17 protein-coding genes are annotated in these 16,518 nt (G+C 62.1%); 14 read left to right on the plus strand and 3 right to left on the minus strand.

Annotated features, from left to right (window positions below; translation table 11 throughout):
* The 11 genes from GXP70_RS05760 (at position 1) to GXP70_RS05810 (ending at position 11,484) form a co-directional block, all read left to right on the plus strand.
* Entirely contained in the window at positions 1 to 1,260 is a 1,260-nt protein-coding gene (locus GXP70_RS05760; protein WP_225442675.1) for an acyl-CoA dehydrogenase family protein, read from the plus strand.
* Positions 1,261 to 1,265: 5 nt separating this feature from the next.
* Positions 1,266 to 2,438 carry a methylisocitrate lyase gene (gene prpB, locus GXP70_RS05765; RefSeq protein ID WP_225442676.1) on the plus strand — a complete coding sequence of 391 codons (1,173 nt, stop codon included), beginning with the start codon at positions 1,266 to 1,268 and terminating at the stop codon, positions 2,436 to 2,438.
* A gap of 3 nt (positions 2,439 to 2,441) precedes the next feature.
* Positions 2,442 to 3,752: a citrate/2-methylcitrate synthase gene (locus tag GXP70_RS05770; RefSeq protein WP_162355576.1), complete on the plus strand. Its 1,311-nt coding sequence runs from the start codon at positions 2,442 to 2,444 to the stop codon at positions 3,750 to 3,752.
* 22 nt (positions 3,753 to 3,774) lie between these two features.
* A complete protein-coding gene (locus tag GXP70_RS05775) occupies positions 3,775 to 5,220 on the plus strand; it encodes a bifunctional 2-methylcitrate dehydratase/aconitate hydratase (RefSeq protein WP_162355577.1) in 1,446 nt (481 codons plus the stop codon).
* Positions 5,221 to 5,516: 296 nt separating this feature from the next.
* Positions 5,517 to 6,638, plus strand: a complete 1,122-nt coding sequence (locus GXP70_RS05780; RefSeq protein WP_162355578.1) for a Gfo/Idh/MocA family protein — start codon at positions 5,517 to 5,519, stop codon at positions 6,636 to 6,638.
* An 82-nt stretch (positions 6,639 to 6,720) separates the two neighbouring features.
* Complete coding sequence (locus GXP70_RS05785; RefSeq protein ID WP_162355579.1) at positions 6,721 to 7,761, plus strand: zinc-binding dehydrogenase; 1,041 nt, start codon at positions 6,721 to 6,723, stop codon at positions 7,759 to 7,761.
* Between the two features lie 25 nt (positions 7,762 to 7,786).
* Positions 7,787 to 8,470 (plus strand): orotidine 5'-phosphate decarboxylase / HUMPS family protein, encoded by a 684-nt coding sequence (locus GXP70_RS05790; RefSeq protein WP_162355580.1) that lies wholly within the window; start codon positions 7,787 to 7,789, stop codon positions 8,468 to 8,470.
* Positions 8,457 to 9,371, plus strand: a complete 915-nt coding sequence (locus tag GXP70_RS05795) for a sugar phosphate isomerase/epimerase family protein (protein ID WP_225442677.1) — start codon at positions 8,457 to 8,459, stop codon at positions 9,369 to 9,371. Before GXP70_RS05790 ends, GXP70_RS05795 begins: the two co-directional genes overlap by 14 nt.
* A complete protein-coding gene (locus GXP70_RS05800; protein WP_162355581.1) occupies positions 9,368 to 10,150 on the plus strand; it encodes an SDR family NAD(P)-dependent oxidoreductase in 783 nt (260 codons plus the stop codon). The genes GXP70_RS05795 and GXP70_RS05800 overlap by 4 nt, the downstream gene beginning before the upstream one ends.
* Positions 10,151 to 10,376: 226 nt before the next feature.
* Complete coding sequence (locus GXP70_RS05805) at positions 10,377 to 10,910, plus strand: DoxX family membrane protein (RefSeq protein ID WP_162360313.1); 534 nt, start codon at positions 10,377 to 10,379, stop codon at positions 10,908 to 10,910.
* Positions 10,911 to 10,947: 37 nt separating this feature from the next.
* A complete protein-coding gene (locus tag GXP70_RS05810; RefSeq protein WP_162355582.1) occupies positions 10,948 to 11,484 on the plus strand; it encodes a hemerythrin domain-containing protein in 537 nt (178 codons plus the stop codon).
* A gap of 22 nt (positions 11,485 to 11,506) precedes the next feature.
* Here the strand turns inward: GXP70_RS05810 and GXP70_RS05815 are convergent, their stop codons facing one another.
* The 3 genes from GXP70_RS05815 to GXP70_RS05825 all read right to left on the minus strand — a co-directional run bounded on the left by GXP70_RS05815 (position 11,507) and on the right by GXP70_RS05825 (position 13,856).
* On the minus strand, positions 11,507 to 12,646 hold the full coding sequence (locus tag GXP70_RS05815; RefSeq protein ID WP_162355583.1) for a PAS domain-containing sensor histidine kinase: 1,140 nt from the start codon (positions 12,644 to 12,646) through the stop codon (positions 11,507 to 11,509).
* On the minus strand, positions 12,639 to 13,292 hold the full coding sequence (locus GXP70_RS05820) for a response regulator (RefSeq protein ID WP_162355584.1): 654 nt from the start codon (positions 13,290 to 13,292) through the stop codon (positions 12,639 to 12,641). Before GXP70_RS05820 ends, GXP70_RS05815 begins: the two co-directional genes overlap by 8 nt.
* Positions 13,293 to 13,406: 114 nt before the next feature.
* The gene (locus GXP70_RS05825) at positions 13,407 to 13,856 is read right to left on the minus strand and encodes a GAF domain-containing protein (protein WP_162355585.1); all 450 of its coding nucleotides are present in this window, start codon (positions 13,854 to 13,856) and stop codon (positions 13,407 to 13,409) included.
* A gap of 252 nt (positions 13,857 to 14,108) precedes the next feature.
* On the opposite strand from GXP70_RS05825, the gene GXP70_RS05830 reads away from it, so the two are divergent.
* The 3 genes from GXP70_RS05830 (at position 14,109) to GXP70_RS05840 (ending at position 16,448) form a co-directional block, all read left to right on the plus strand.
* Positions 14,109 to 14,642, plus strand: a complete 534-nt coding sequence (locus GXP70_RS05830; RefSeq protein WP_192043420.1) for a DoxX family membrane protein — start codon at positions 14,109 to 14,111, stop codon at positions 14,640 to 14,642.
* Positions 14,643 to 14,738: 96 nt separating this feature from the next.
* Positions 14,739 to 15,170 (plus strand): universal stress protein, encoded by a 432-nt coding sequence (locus GXP70_RS05835; protein ID WP_162355586.1) that lies wholly within the window; start codon positions 14,739 to 14,741, stop codon positions 15,168 to 15,170.
* Positions 15,171 to 15,545: 375 nt separating this feature from the next.
* Complete coding sequence (locus tag GXP70_RS05840; protein ID WP_162355587.1) at positions 15,546 to 16,448, plus strand: AraC family transcriptional regulator; 903 nt, start codon at positions 15,546 to 15,548, stop codon at positions 16,446 to 16,448.
* Positions 16,449 to 16,518 lie beyond the last annotated feature (70 nt).

Genomic DNA, 16,518 nt, shown 5'->3' on the forward strand with positions numbered 1-16,518 from the left:
GTGAAGCTACGGTTTACGGCGGCGCAGGAGGCGCTGCGGCTGCGGGTGCGCGAGTTTGCCGAGTCGGAAGTGGCGCGGGCGGCGAAGGCGATGGAGGAGAAGGATGTTTTTCCGCGGGCGCTTGTGTCCGCGATGGGGCGCCGCGGCTTGCTCGGCCTGCCGATCGCAGCCGAATGGGGTGGAAGCGGCTGCGATATGATCGGCTATATGCTGGCCATCGAGGAAATATCGCGGGTGAGCGCGGCGGCCGGGGTCATTCTGGCCGTGCATACGTCGGTGGGGACGCTGCCCATCGTCTATCACGGCACGGAGGAGCAGCGATCGCGCTGCCTGCCGCTGCTGGCATCCGGCGCATGGCTCGGCGCGTTCGCGCTGACGGAGCCGCATGCCGGTTCGGATGCGTCGACGATCCGGACGGCCGCCGTGCGCAGGGGCGGCGACTACTTCCTGACGGGTACCAAAGTGTTCATCACCAATGCCGGGGAAGCCGACCAGTACGTGCTGTTTGCCGTCGTGCAGGATGACGGGGCATCGGCTGCGTCATCTGCGGGTGCGTCGTTGGCGGTCGCGGATAAGGAGCGGGGCGGAGAGCATGGCGGAGCAGAGGGCGGAAGCGCGGCATCGCAGCGCAGGCGGGATGGCGAAGGCGGGGCAGGGCGAACGGGCGGCGGCATTACGGCGTTCTTGGTCCGGGCAGACACGCCGGGCCTGACCGTAGGGCGCAAGGAGAAGAAAATGGGACTTCGGGGCTCCAACACCTGCGAGCTGATATTGGAAGGGGTGCAGGTACCTGCGGCGCAGCGGCTCGGGAAGGAAGGCGAAGGCTTCCGCATCGCGAAATCGGCCTTGAACGGCGGCCGCATCGGCATCGGCGCGCAGGCGCTCGGCATTGCGCGCGCGGCGCTGGCGCTGGCGGAGCGGGAGCTGCCGCGGGTGCCGCGCCGCCAGCGGGCGAGAGCCGCGGCGGAGCTGCTGGATCTGGCCGCGGGCACGGAGGCGGCGGCGCTGCTCGTCTACCGCGCGGCGGAGCTGCTGCAGCGGGGCCGCCCGTGCACGAAGGAGGCATCGATGGCGAAAATGTTCGCCAGCGACACCGCCGTCCGCGTCGCCACGCGGGCGCTGCAGCTGTGCGGCCCGGAGGCGCTGACGGAGGAGCACCCGGCGGAACGGCTGTTCCGCGACGCGAAAGTGACGCAGATCTACGAGGGGACGAACGAGATCCACCGGATCGTGATTTCGGGCGAGCTGCTGAAGGGGTAGCGCGCATGCAGCAGGGAGGAGGCGTCGCGATGAAACGCGGCTGCAAGGATGTGAACAGCGAGGGGGCCGGCGTACAAGACATTGGCGGCGATGTTGGCGCAGGGCGCAGTGATAGCGGCGGAGCCGTGGGCAGCGGCGCTGCGGGTAGTGTCACTGGAGCCACCGAGGCCGCCGTGAACGGCTCCGGCCGATCCAGTGACGCCAGCGCCGCAGTCAGCGCCGCAGCCAGCGGCGCAAGCAGTACCGCCCCCGGCACCCACGCCGCCGCTGTCGGCTCCGCCCGCGCAAGCGCTTCGCCCGGCAGCCGCTTCCGGGCGGCGCTGCTGCAGGAGAAGCCGCTGCAGATCGCGGGGGCGGTCAACGCTTACGCCGCGATGCTGGCGCAGGCGGCCGGCTTTCGCGCGCTGTACCTGTCCGGCGCCGGCGTGGCGAACGCGTCTTTCGGCCTGCCGGACCTGGGCATCACGACATTGAACGACGTGACCGAAGAGGTGCGCCGCATAACCGGCGCGACGAGCCTGCCGCTGCTGGTCGACGCCGACACGGGCTTCGGCTCCGCGTTCAACATCGCCCGCACGGTGCGGGAGATGATCCGCGCGGGGGCTGCGGGCATCCATATCGAGGACCAGGCGGCAGCGAAGCGGTGCGGCCACCGGCCGAACAAGGCGATCGTGCCGTCGGGCGAGATGGCCGACCGGATCGCGAGCGCGGCGGACGCGAAGCATGACGCGGATTTCGTGCTGATGGCCCGGACGGACGCGCTGGCGTCGGAAGGAATGGAAGGCGCGGTCGCGCGCGCGCTGGCGTACGTGGAAGCGGGGGCGGATATGATTTTTCTGGAGGCGGCGACCGACCTCGGGACATACCGGGCCTTCACCTCGCAGGTGCGCGTGCCGGTGCTTGCGAACATCACGGAATTCGGACGCACGCCGCTCTTCACCGCGGAGGAGCTGGGCTCGGCCGGGGTTGCCATGGCGCTCTATCCGCTCTCGGCGTTCCGGGCGATGAACAAGGCCGCGCTCGAGGTGTACCGGACGATTCGGGAGCGGGGCACCCAGGCGGACGTCGTGGGGAGGATGCAGACGCGGGAGGAGTTGTACGGGTATCTGGACTATTACGCGTACGAGCGCAAGCTGGATGAACTGTTTGACCGAGAGAAGAACCCGGAGGAGGGATGAGGAATGGCGGTGAAGAAGCCCGGCGGACTGGCAGGCGTGGAGGCGGGCGTTACTGCGGTCAGCACAGTGGGAAAAGACGGCCGCGGGCTTACGTACCGCGGCTATGCGATCGATGATTTGGCGGAGCGCGGCAGCTTCGAGGAGACGGCGTTCCTGCTCATCCGCGGCAAGCTGCCGAATGTCGACGAGCTGACGGATTACCGGCGCAAGCTCGACGCCGCAAGCCGGCTGCCGGAGACGCTGAAGCGGATTCTCGAGCTGCTGCCGGCGGACGCGCACCCGATGGAGGTGCTGCAGGCCGGCTGCGTTGCGCTCGGTACATTGGAGCCGGAATCGCCGCAGCGGCAGGCCGCCGATATCGCGGATCGGCTCATCGCGCTGACGGGGCCGATGCTGCTGCATTGGCATCATTTTCACCGGGGCGAGCGCGAAGGGGCAACCGGGCCGCCGGCCAAGTCCGCGGAGCCGCAGCAGGCCGTATTCACGGCCGATACGGCAGACGGCTTGCCCGACGGCGACGGGCCGGATTGCCCGGCAGCCGGCGAGCCTCCGCAAGAGGAAGCCGAAGATCCGACGGCCGTAGAAGCAGCCGGCAGCCGGCAGCCCTCATCGGCCGGCATGCCCGTTCCGCCCGACGAGGATTATACCGTCGCCGGCCATTTCCTCTACCTGCTGCACGGCCGGCATGCCGCGATCCGCGCCCGGCGCGTGTTCGACATCTCGCTCACGCTCTACGCGGAGCATGAGTTCAATGCCTCCACCTTCGCCGCCCGCGTGACGGCTTCGACGCTGTCGAACTTCTATTCCTGCATCGCGACGGGCATCGGCACGCTGCGCGGCAGCTTGCACGGCGGCGCGAACGAGGCCGTCATGGAATTGATCGAGCGGTTCGAGTCGCCGGAAGAAGCGGCGGAAGCGACGCGCGCCAGACTCGCGCGGAAGCAGCTGATCATGGGCTTCGGCCATCGCGTGTACAGCGTCTCCGATCCGCGCTCCGACATTATCAAGAAATGGTCGGAGATGCTTTCTTTCTGGTCGAAGGACGGTTATCTGTACCCGGTGTCCGAAGCGGTGGAGCGGGTGATGCGGGAAGAGAAGAACCTGTTCCCCAATCTCGATTTCTACAGCGCGACCGCCTATCATTTCATGGGCATCCCGACCGCCATGTTCACGCCGATCTTCGTCATCGCCCGGCTGGCGGGATGGACGGCGCATATCATGGAGCAGCGAGAGAACAACCGGATCATCCGGCCGACGGCCGCCTACGACGGACCGGATAACCTGCTATGGCTGGAACTGCACGCGAGGCGATAGATCGAAAGCGAGGTGACGCAAATTGTCGCAGGTTCATGAACCGAACGCAAGACCCGAGCCGGACCAGCTGCTCGTCGACATCGCCGACTATGCGGCGAATTACCGCATCCGCAGCGAGATGGCTTACGAGACGGCGCGTTATTGCTTGATGGACACGATCGGCTGCGGGACATTGGCGTTGAAATACCCGGCGTGCACGAAGCTGCTCGGTCCCGTCGTTCCCGGCGCGGTGCTGCCCGGCGGCGTCCGGGTTCCGGGCACGGCGCATGAGCTCGACCCCGTGACGGCCGCGTTCAATATCGGCTGCCTGATCCGCTGGCTCGACTTCAATGATACGTGGCTGGCGGCGGAGTGGGGCCATCCGTCCGACAATCTCGGGGCGATTCTGTCGGCCGCCGATTATGTCAGCAGGCGGAACGACGCCGCAGGCAAAACGCCGCTCGTCATGCGCGACGTGCTTACGGCCATGATCAAGGCGCATGAAATCCAGGGCGTGCTGGCGCTCGGCAACAGCTTCAACCGCGTCGGCCTGGATCACGTCATTCTCGTCAAGGTCGCTTCGACCGCCGTCGCGACCGGCCTGCTCGGCGGAACGAAGGACGATATCGTCAGCGCGCTCTCGCATGCCTGGCTCGACGGGCATCCGCTGCGCGTCTACCGGCACGCGCCGAATACGGGCTCGCGTAAATCCTGGGCGGCGGGCGACGCGGCGGCCCGCGCCTTGCAGCTGGCGTTCCTGACGCTGCGCGGCGAGATGGGCTATCCGTCCGCGGTCACGGCCAAAGGCTGGGGCTTCAGCGATGCGCTGTTCCAGGGACGTCCCGTCGCGCTGGAACGCCCTTTCGGCTCCTACGTCATGGAGAACGTGCTGTTCAAGATCGCCTTTCCCGCCGAATTCCATGCCCAGACCGCCGTGGAAAGCGCCATCCGCCTGCAGCCGCTGGTGGCCGACAGGCTCGACGACATCGCGCGGATCGTCATCTCGACGCATGAGTCCGCGATTCGCATCATCGACAAAACCGGTCCGCTGCACAATCCGGCCGACCGCGATCACTGCCTCCAGTACATGACGGCGGTCGCGCTGCTGCACGGCCGTTTGACGGCGGATGATTACGAGGACGAAGCGGCATCGGATCCGCGCATCGACAGGCTGCGCAGTCTCATGAAGGTGACGGAGAACGCCCAGTTCTCGCGCGACTACCTCGATCCCGAGAAGCGGTCGATCGCGAACGCGGTGCAGGTGTTCTTCCGCGACGGAGGCATTTCGGAGCAGGAGGTCACGGAATATCCGATCGGTCACCGGCGCAGACGCGGCGAAGGCATTCCGCTGCTGCAGAGGAAGTTCGAGGCGAATCTGGCGACGCATTATTCCGATGAGCGGGTACGCCGCCTCGTCGAGCTGTGCGGCAACCCGCAGGAGCTGGAGAGCATGCCGGTTCACCGGTTCATGGATTTGCTGGCGAACTAGCACGCTTCGGCGCAGGTGCTCCAGCGGGCTTGTCGGGCATGGAATGAAAGCTGGGCGGAGGCGATTATAGCGGCTCCGCCTTTTTCGCGCCGGCAAGCGGCGGCTCGAGCGCAAGCGGCACGCATTCCCGGCTGCGCCGCCCGGACCTTCATACGCTCCACCTGCCCAAAACCCGACATGATTTGATTAAATCGCTCATAATTTCCCGTCTAGGGAGGAATACGCAGCCCGATATCGAAAGCTTTGTACATCCTGTACTTAAAAACGCTTACAGCCCTGCCAAGGAGGAATGCAAGATGGTTAACGACAAACGAATTCGCATCGGACTCATCGGAGCCAGCTGGTTTACGGATTTGTGGTTTTTGCCGGTTCTGACAAGTCATCCGGAGGTGCATGTCGCCGCAATTTGCAGCAAGAACGGCACGAACGCCGAGACGCTGGCGGCCAAGTACGGCATTGCCGGCGTGTATCGCTCGGCCGAAGAAATGATGGACGAGGCGGAGCTGGACGGCGTCTGCATCGTAACGCCGAACGACCTTCACCACCCGCTGACGATGGCTGCGATCGAACGCGGGCTGCATGTGCTGTGCGAGAAGCCGCTGGCCATGAACGGCGCGGAGACGGCCGCGATGAGGCGGGCGGCGGAACAAGCCGGCGTCGTTCACGGGGTCAATTTCTCGGTTCGGCAGCATCCGGCCGTTCAATACATGCGCCGGGCCGTGAAGGACGGCGCGATCGGCCGTCTGCTCGAAGGCCGCTTCGAATATACGGGCGACTACGGGCTGTCCGGGCCTCCGGGATGGCGCGGCTCCGTTCGATCGGGCGGCGCCGGCGGCGTCCTGCAGGACCTCGGCTCTCATATCATCGATCTGTCGCAATACATACTGGGCGATGCGATCGACGCCGTGCAAGGCTCTCTTCGCTGCCTGGAGTCCGGCCAAGGCGTCGATTTCACCGCTCGCTCGAATGCGGATCAAGCGGCCGATTCCGTCGCGTTCCTGGCCGATTTTGCATCCGGCGGCCATGTCGCCTTCCAGACGAGCTGGGTGAAGCCGCAAGGCAACAATCTCCAGACGCTGGCGATCGAGCTGCACGGCACCGAGGGAAGCTTCAAGCACATGAGCTGCGGCTACGGGGGACAACTGACGTACGCCAGAGCGGGCGGCGAATGGGAAACGGTCGAGCTGCCTGGCTTGCTGCCGATCGACCGCGCCGAGACGCCTTCGGAGGATCGGTTCCGCCCGTACCGGAATTCCGCCGACAACGAGTCGTGGCGGTGGGCGGACGCGATCGTGCAGGCCCGCGGCGGACAAGCGCCGACGATCGAGCTGCCCGACTTCGTCGCGGGAGACCGCGTTCAACGGATCATCGACGCCGTTGTCGCATCGGCCGAAACGGGCAAGAAAGCGAACGTGTAGCAATTACGCGGCGAATCCGCATGCAGCCAAGCCGACAACCCCATGAGCGTGACCGATTCGTCATTCGAAAAGGAGACCGTCTATGAGAGCCGTAGTCAATTATGCATCGGGAAGCGGAAGCGTCGAGGTCCGGGATGTCCCCGTCCCGTCGGATTTGAAGCCCAAGGAAGTGCTCATTCAAGTGAAGGCGGCCGGCGTGTGCGGCAGCGACCTGCATATGTATCACGACATTCAAGGCTTCCCGGTCGCCCGGCCGGTCACGCTCGGGCACGAGTTCTCCGGCGTCGTCGCGGGCGTCGGAACGGAAGTGACGCAGTTCAAGATCGGCGACCGGGTCGTCAGCGAAACGCCGTCCTACGTCTGCGAGACCTGCATCTACTGCCGTACCGGCCAATATAATCTATGCCCGACGCGGCGCGGCTTCGGCGTGCTGGAGAACGGCGCCATGGCGGAATTCGTCCGGACGAGGGAAGCGATCGTGCATCGCGTTCCGGACAATGTCAGCTTCGAGAAAGCGGCGTTGACGGAGCCTTCCTGCGTCGCCTATAACGCGGTCGCCCATCATTCCCATATCCGGCCGGGCGATTACGTCGCGGTGTTCGGACCGGGTCCGATCGGCTTGCTCTGCGTGCAGATCGCGAAGCTGTTCAACCCGGCCCGGCTGACGGTGATCGGCACCGGGAAGGACGCGAACAGACTGGAGATCGCCAAGCGGTTCGGGGCGGACTGCGTCATCGTCGCGGATCGGCAGAACGTGGTGGAAGAGCTGCTGTCGTACGGGGACGGCTTCGGGCCGGACCTGATTCTGGACGCCGTCGGCGTGAGCGCTTCGCTGCGCCAAAGCATCGACGCCGTTCGGCCGGGCGGCCAGATTACGAAGATCGGCTGGGGCCCGGCTCCCGTCGGCTTCTCGCTCGATCCGCTCATTCAGAAGGCAGCGCGGCTTCAAGGCTCGTTCAGCCATAACTATCCGATGTGGGAGAAGGTGCTGACCCTCATGGGCAGCGGCCTGATCGACCCGTTGCCGATGGCGAAGGCATACGGCATCGCGGACTGGAAGCAAGCGTTCGACGAGATGGATTCGCTGCAGCACGCGAAATCGATAATTCTGCCTGAAGGCTAAAACGGAAACGGGAGATGAGGCTGAAATGGAACCGATCGTGCAAATTTCGCTTGATTTGACGACGATTGAAGAGGCGCTCGAAATGGCGCATGTCGCCGTGGACGCAGGGGTGGACTGGATCGAGGCGGGCACGCCGCTGCTGCTTGGGGAAGGCCTGCACGCGGTCGTCGCCCTGCGCGAGGCGTTCCCGAACCATCCGATCGTCGCGGACTTGAAAACGATGGACGGCGGCTATCTGGAAGCGGAGATGATGGCCAAGGCCGGCGCTACCCACGTCGTCGTCATGGGCGTCGCCCATCCGGCGACGGTTCGCGCCGTCGTGCGCGCGGCGCGCGATTACGGCATCAAGGTCATGGGCGATATTATGGCCGCCCCGGACCCGGTCGCCTGCGCGCAATTCCTGGAGCGGAACGGCGTGGACTATATTCTCGTCCATACCTCGTTCGACGAACGGGGAGAAGACCCGGCCCGGAGCCCGTACGATCACCTGGATGCGGTCGTGAACGCGGTGTCGATTCCCGTGCAGGCCGTAGGCGGCCTCTCGATCGAGCAGGCGGCGGACATGCCGAGACGCGGCGCGCCGCTTGTCGTCGTGGGCGCCCCGCTCGTCATCGACCGCAAGGAGTTTCGTCCGAGCACGGATCGCGCCGAGCTCAAGGCGGTGCTGGAAAATCTGGTCGCGAAGGTGAAGAACAGTGTCCAATCCTAGTCTGCGCGATGCGAGAATCGCCGTATTCCCGAAGGGGTACATGGATGAATTGACGACCGGCGCGATGACGGTCTTCGAATGGATCGAGCTGGCGGGAACGCTCGGCGTAGACGGAATCGAGCTGTATCCGACGTTTCTGAAGGAGCACGGCGAAGCGTATTTGAGCCGCGTGAAGACGGCCGCCGGCGAGCAGGGGCTTGCGATCCCGATGATGTGCTCTTCGCCGGACTTCGTGCAGCCGGACGAGACGGCCCGCGAAGCGGAAGTCGAGCGAATGAAGCGCATGATCGACGTGATGGCGCTGCTCGGGCCGGAGGAGTTCCGCAGCGTCCGCGTGTTGTCCGGCCAGAATCGCCCCGGCGTCGCCCACGAAGACGGCATTGCCTGGACGGCGGCGTGCATCAAGCGGCTGCTGCCGTACGCGGAAGCGAACCGCGTTCACCTCGTGATGGAGAACCATTACAAGGACGGCTACTGGGTGTATCCGGAGTTCGCGCAGTCCTCGGACGTCTTCATGGCGATCGTCGCGGAGATCGACTCGCCTTGGTTCGGCGTCAACTTCGATCCGTCGAACGCGCTGCTGGCCGGGGAGAAGCCGCTGGACGTCATGGAGCTGACGAAGGACCGCATCATGACGATGCATGCGAGCGACCGGTATTTGAAGCCGGGCTATACGCTTGACGATTTGCGGGAGTATTCCTTGCAGGGGTATTCGGAGGCGCTGGCGCATGGCGTGATCGGCCAAGGGCTGAACGATTATGACGCGATCTTCTCGAATCTGCGCGATATCGGATTCCACCGGTGGATCTCGATCGAAGACGGCGTTAACGGGCTGGAAGAGATGCGGCAGTCAGCCGTGTTCTTGAAAGCCAAACTAGCGGAATGGGGAGCGAAGGCATGAATCGAACGGGAGTACGGCTTGCAGGCAAAACGATCGTCGTCACGGGAGGCACGCGCGGCATCGGCAAAGGCATTGCGCTGAAATGCGCCTTCGAAGGAGCGAACGTCGTGCTGGCGGGGCCAAACGAGCAGGAAGGAGAAGCGGCCGCGCGCGATGTCGGGCAGCAGACGGGCTCGGGAGCGATCTATGTCCGGACCGACGTCAGGAAGCCGGCCGAATGCGAGCGGCTGATGGCAGCGGCGGCGGAACGATTCGGGCGCATCGACGGACTGGTGAACAACGCGGGAATCTTCCCGCGCGGCTACCTGCTGGACACGCCCGAAGAGCTGTTCGACGACGTGTTCGACGTGAACGTGAAAGGCGCATTCTATTGTTCGCGGTACGCGGTCGCCGCGATGAGCGAAACGGGCGGCGGGTCGATCGTCCAGATCGGCTCCACCAACGCTTACGTCGGCCAGCCGGATCTCGCGGCGTATTCCTTGTCCAAGGGAGCCGCGCTTACGCTGAGCAAGCATATCGCGGCGCACTTCGGCAGCAAACGGATTCGGTCGAACTGGATTACGGTCGGCTGGGTCGCCTCGGACGGCGAAGTCGAATTGCACGAGAAGATGGGCATCGGCAAGGAAGAGCTTGCCGCCAGGGGCGCGTCGATCGTGCCGAGCGGCAGGCTGCAGACGGAAGAGGACATCGCCTTCGGCGCTATCTACCTGCTCAGCGACGAGTCGTCCCAGGTAACGGGGACGGAGCTGGCGATATCGGGCGGTCACCGGCTGTGGTGACGGCTTAAGCGGCAGCGGGGCAAGGGAAGCCTTACGCAGCCTTAGACGGATCATCAACGGGTCAATCATGGTCGGCAACGACGTGATTGGCCCGTTTGTCGTTGGCCGGCTTATTCCCGCGCCATAATCAGGGAGCTCCACGCCGGATAATCAGTGTTTATCCCGATAACATTGCGGGACGCCAGCAGCTATGATGAAGACAGAACGAACGAAGGAGCTGGTCGGGATGCTGATGAATGGACTAAGGAACAACCGCTACGCCGCCATTGTGCTGACGTTGGTGCGATTGTATTTGGGCTGGGAGTGGACGAAAGCCGGATGGCATAAACTCACCGGAGGGTTCGATGCGGGGGGCTATCTGAAAGGGGCGATCGCCAAACCCGTGCTGGAGAGCGGAACCCAGGCGCGCGTCTATCCGAATTTCGTCGGCTTTCTGCACGACTTTGCGCTTCCGAATGTGAAACTATTCAATTTCCTCGTGCCATGGGGAGAATTATTGGTCGGCATCGGCTTGCTGCTGGGCGCGTTCACGACCGCCGCCGTCTTCTTCGGCCTGCTGATGAACTTCATGTATATGTTTGCCGGTACCGTATCGACGAACCCTTGGCTCGTATTGCTCGGTTTCTTCATCATCGCCGCGGGAAGCAACGCCGGCAAAATCGGGCTGGATCATTATCTCCTGCCGCTCGTGCGTCAGTGGTGGATGAAAGGCAAAGAAGCGGCTGGCGGCCGCAAGCGAACAAGAGGCACCCATGTATAGAGGGCCGTGCTTTGAATGGGGAAGGAAGCGGTTGAAGATGGAGACAGACGAACGAATCACGACGCCGGCGCGGTTGGCCGAGCTGTCCGATGTGCTCAAAACCTTGCAGGAAGAACACCGCGGCTTGACGCAGGAATTGCATCAATTCGATATGGCGCTCCAGTCGGCGGACGAAGCGCCCGTCTCGGGCGACGGGGACTGGAAGCGAACCGTTCAAGCTTTGCGCACGCGGGCCAGCGCGTTCGCGGAGCAGTTGATGCGCCACTTGAAGATCGAGGACGAGAAGCTGCTCCCGGGGCTGCAAGCCTGCTTCGCGGAAGAAGACGCCGCCCCTTCAATCCGGTTCTCTTCCTTGCTCATGGAACAGTACTTCTGGTCGGGGCTCGGTTATCTGAACCTGTTCCTCGAACAAACGGAGCAGCCGGTCGAGCTCCGGTCGGCCAAGGATTTGAAACGGACGCTCTACCACTTGCGCGAAGCGCTGATTCTCTTATCGGAATATTTCAAGGTCGAGAAGAAATATATCCTCCGTCAAGCGGTAAGCATGCTCGACGAGGAGCGGATGGAAGGCTGATCCGCATGCAGGAAGAGCGCCCTTATCGCGGGCGCTCTTCTTCGTGCGGCTGGGATAGCGCAGCCGGCGCGAGCAGCAGGATGCTCGTTCCCTGACCGGGCTTCGAATCGATCGCGAGCTGGCCTCCGATGCTTCGCGCGCGCTCCTCCATGCTGAACAGGCCGACGCCCTTCGCGCTTTGGTCGCGCAGGAAGCCTTTGCCCGCGTCCGTGATCCGCACCTCGATTCCGGCACCGGTATCGGTTACCTTCACGTCGGCTTGGAATACGTCCGCATATTTGCCGATATTGGTCAACGCTTCCTGAATGACGCGGTAGATCGTCGTTTCGATGGCGGCCGGCAGCCGTTTGCGCAAATTCGTTACAAAATCGACCTGAATGGCCGTATGCTGCGTGTAATTTTCGATGTAGGTGCGAATAGCCGGAACGACGCCCAAATCGTCCAGGACGGACGGGCGAAGCTCCCACGCCAGCGTGCGTACTTCTTCCATGACCGAGGAGACGCTCCGCCGCAGCTTCTCGAGCTCGGGATTTCCTTTCCCGGCAATGATGCGGTCGAGCTGAATCAGCAGCGAAAACATGCTTTGCCCGATCCCGTCGTGCAGTTCGCGGGAGAACCGCTTGCGCTGCTCTTCCTGCAGGTGCATCATTTGCGCCATCATCTGCTGCAGCTCTTCTTCCACGCGTTTGAGCTCGGTGACTTCGTTGCGTATGGCCAAAAATTGATAAGGCGTTCCATCCTCGTTCAAGAAGGGGACGATCGTCGTATTCACCCAGTAGAAGGTGCCGTCCTTGGCCCGGTTTCGGATGTCGCCGCGCCAAACCCGGCCGGAGGTAATCGTATGCCAAATGTCGCGTATGAAGGCCTTGTCGTGATAGCCGGAATTAATAATGCGATGATCCCTGCCCAGCAGCTCATGACGGGCGTATTGCGAGATTTCGCAAAACTTGTCGTTGACATACAGAATCATGCCGCGCGCATCCGTAATCGCGACGATGGACGATTCGTCCAGGGCGAATTTCAAATCCGCCAGCTGCTTCAGGGACAGCTTCAGGCTGTCGCGAATCGGCGCGTCCGCGAGCTGCGCGTCGATCTGTGCCAGCAGCTGCCGGACATTCTGGCCGATGACTTCGGGCGGGGCGTGATCATGCTCCTTATTCAAAGGTCAACAGTCCCTTCTTCATCGCGAACTTGACCAGCTCCGGTCTGGTTCTCAAGCCAAGCTTCTCCATCAGGTTGCTCTTGTGCGTTTCGACCGTCTTCACGCTGATGATGAGATGCTCGGCGATTTCCTTATTGGCGTATCCTTTGGCGATCCAGCCCAAAATCTCCTTCTCGCGGTCGGATAGGGTGTCGAAGATGTCCGAATGCTCTCCGCGCTTCAGCTTATCCAGGTATTCGCTCATCAGCCGCTTCGTGGCGGTCGGATACAGGTATGCGTTGCCGTTCGCGATCGTATGAATCGCGGAAACAAGCTCTTCGTGCGGGGCGTTCTTCAAGATATAGCCGGAGGCGCCCGCATGGATCGCCCGAAACAAATATTCGTCGTCGTCATGCATCGTCAAGACGAGAATCGAGCAATCGGGAAGGCGCTTCTTCAATTCGGCCGTCGCCGACAGGCCGTCTTTCCCGTGGGGCATGCTTAAATCCATGAGCACGACGTCCGGCTTGAGGCTGAGCGCCTTGGCGATTCCCTCGTCGCCCTCCGCCGCCTCGCCGACGACTTCCATGCTCGTATGATCGTTCAACAGGGACATCAGCCCGGAACGAACGATCGCGTGATCGTCCACGATCAAGATTTTAATCATAGCGTCCTCCTTCTGTAGCTGTCTGCCCGGCTCTCTCGGGCGTGAACCGGTTCTCCCCGGCATGAATCGGCTATCGCCGCCATGGGGGCGGCAGCCGGTTCGTCTCGAACGGTCCTATAGGAGCTGCCGAAGGCGCGGCGCCAGACGGTCGGCCGCTTCGATCGCCAGTTGCAGGCAGCCCTCTTCATATATACGCTGCGAGCGGCTCCCGACAAGCAGCACGCCGCGAATTTCATCTTGGATGGCAAGAGGAACGACGATGGCGGCCTGCAATCGTTCGACCGCCATAATGGAATCGTCGGGCAGCAGCCGTTCGCGTTCCGATGCCGGCATGGCCGCATCCGCGACGACGGGTCTTCCAAGCTTGATCGCGAGGCCCGTTACTCCTCGCCCCGATCGGACGGCCAGTTCCGCATAGCGATCATTGCCGTTACCGGAAGCCGCTACCCAGCGAATACGGCGGCGGTGCTGCTCTTCCATGGCCAATCCCGCAAAGTCGCTGTCCGTGGACGCGCGAATCTGATCCAATCGGGATTGAAGGTCGTTCTTCCAGGGAGCGATCATGCCTCTCACCCCTTCCCTGCACGTTTGGCGAATCGCTTGCCCTTCCATTATAGCGATTCTCTCCGGCGTTGTAATTCAGGGAATTCCCTGAACCGCCGTCACCGGCGCAGCGCTTCGGCGGCTTCGATAAGCTTCCGTTCCCTTAGCCGATATTCAGGGCTTTGGCCGCGCAGACTCCGTGTTTATCCCGATAACAATCGGCCGAGGCGGGAGGTATGATGAAGGCAAGAAGTCGCGAAGGAGATGTTGAGGATGATGAATTGGCTGAGAGGGAACAAGTATGCGGCGGTTCTGCTAACCTTAGTACGGATTTACGTAGGCTGGGAATGGCTCACGGCGGGGTGGCATAAGCTTGCCGGCGCCAAGCCGTTCGATGCCGCGGGGTTCATGAAAGGGGCGATCGCCAAGCCGGTTGCGGACAGCGCCACGCACGAGACGCTGTATCCCGCGTTCACGGCGTTCCTGAAGCACGTCGCCTTGCCGAATGTGAAGCTGTTCAACGTCATCGTGCCATGGGGCGAGTTATTAGTAGGCGCGGGTTTGCTGCTGGGAGCTTTAACGACGACCGCCGTCCTGTTCGGCTTGCTGATGAACTTCATGTACATGTTCGCGGGTACGGTATCGACTAACCCTTGGCTGATCCTTCTCGGATTCTTCATTGCAGCCGCAGGGACCAATGCCGGTAAGTTCGGGGTGGATCATTATATCCTTCCGTATCTTCATGAACGCTTCAAGAAGCATGACCGCGCGCCGAAGCTTCATCCGAGAGGCCGCTTGCATACGTAAGAAGCGCATCCGACTGACGCCTACTTGCGAGAAGCAAGGGAAATAACGCAGCAAAGGCATTCATCCCATTCATTGATCGATAAGGAGCGATATTCAATGTCCTATACACGCATACTGGTTGCTTACGACGGTTCCGCCCCAGCCGATAAGGCGCTGGAGCAGGCCATAATGCTTGCCCGGGATAATGAGGCCGCGCAGCTGGAAGTGATTCATGTATATTCGCAGCCGATCGTCGTCTTGGCGGACGGCGTGTATTACCCTCCCGCGGATCAAGAGCAAGCCATCCGTGAGCATGCGCAAAGCGTTGTCGACAAGGCAGCCGGGAAGGTACGGTCCATCCCCAATGGCAAGGTTATCCTGAGAATCGGGAATCCCGCCAAAATCATCGTGGAGCGCGCGGAAGAAACCCGGTGCGATCTCATTGTTATCGGCAACAGGGGACACGGGGCATTCATGGAGCATGTCCTTGGCAGCGTGTCGCACAATGTCGTGCAGCATGCGAAAGCGTCCGTGCTGATCGTGAAATAAGGCGGAACGGGATAGCTCGGCGGCATCGAACAGGTTGGCTTGGAACTGGTTGGCATCGAACAGGTTAAGGATGGTTAAGCGCCATGATTGACCTGTTCGTGTTATTATGGGCGAAGGGACTCCTCCGCCTGCGGCCCGTGCCGCCATATGAGGGACAGAATGCCGCGCATACCGCTGCAACTTCCGGCCCCCGCATTGCGTCCCCTAGAGAGACACTTGGAAGAAGGTGTCCTTTCTAGGGTATTTTGTGTTTTAATAAACTCATTCCGTTGGGCCAAGCCCCGAATGAAGCATCTGCAGCAGAGAAGGAACATCCGGACGGGACAAGGCTATCACGTCAGGGAGCGTCGTTCCCTTGCACAGGAGGTTTTATTTTTGGCGCATGACCGCAAACGATTCCACTTCGACAATCTGTACTTTCTGGAGCCCAAGCAATACGAGCTGATCACCCTCTATCAAATCGGCGATTTATGCTGCGATTCCGGGTATATGCTGCAGGAGCATACGCAGGTCTGCTACGAGATCACCTACGTCATGTCGGGGAAGGGCTGGTTCTCGACCAACGGCGTCCGCAGCGAGGTGGAGGCGGGCGACTTGTACATCAACGTTCCCGGCGAGACGCATACGGGGGGCGCCGACGACAAGGAGCCGTTCCGTTACTTCTATGTCGGCTTCCTCTTCAACCTGCAGCCGGACGACGAATACCGCGAGAGCCGCGAGATTCCGTTCATCCACATCCAGAAAATGATGGACAAGCGCGATCATCCGCTGACGAAGGACCGCCTCGACATGCAGCATGCGTTCCTGAACGCCCTGAAGGAATTCCGCAACATGTCGCACTATTCGCAGATGATGTCGCAGATGTATCTGAACCAGCTGATCGTGCTCATGTACCGCAACTACTTCTCCGACTGGGACAGCGCCTATCACTACGACCAAAGCAGCGGCGGACCCAAGGAGATCGTATACAATGCGATCAGCTACATCGACAACAACATGCTGACGATGCAGGATCTCGCGGAGGTGTCCCGGGCGCTCGGATACAGCTACTCCTATCTGTCGCATCTGTTCACCGAAGAGACGGGCGTCAGCCTGCGCAACTTCTATTCGCAGAAGCGGCTGCAGAAGATGCTCGAGCTGATGAAATCGAAGACGCTGAGCATCACGGAAATCGCCTCGACGATGCAGTATCAGTCCATTCACTCGTTCAGCCGCGCTTTCAAGAAGGCCGTCGGCTTGTCGCCGACGGAGTACATCCGCTTGTACTGCAAAGAGTGAGCCCCGCCCTCTTCCGCCAATGACCTAAAGAATGGTACAACATTACAGCATGAACGGTTAAATACAGCCT

This window comes from Paenibacillus lycopersici (assembly GCF_010119935.1).
GTDB classification, from domain to species: domain Bacteria; phylum Bacillota; class Bacilli; order Paenibacillales; family Paenibacillaceae; genus Paenibacillus_Z; species Paenibacillus_Z lycopersici.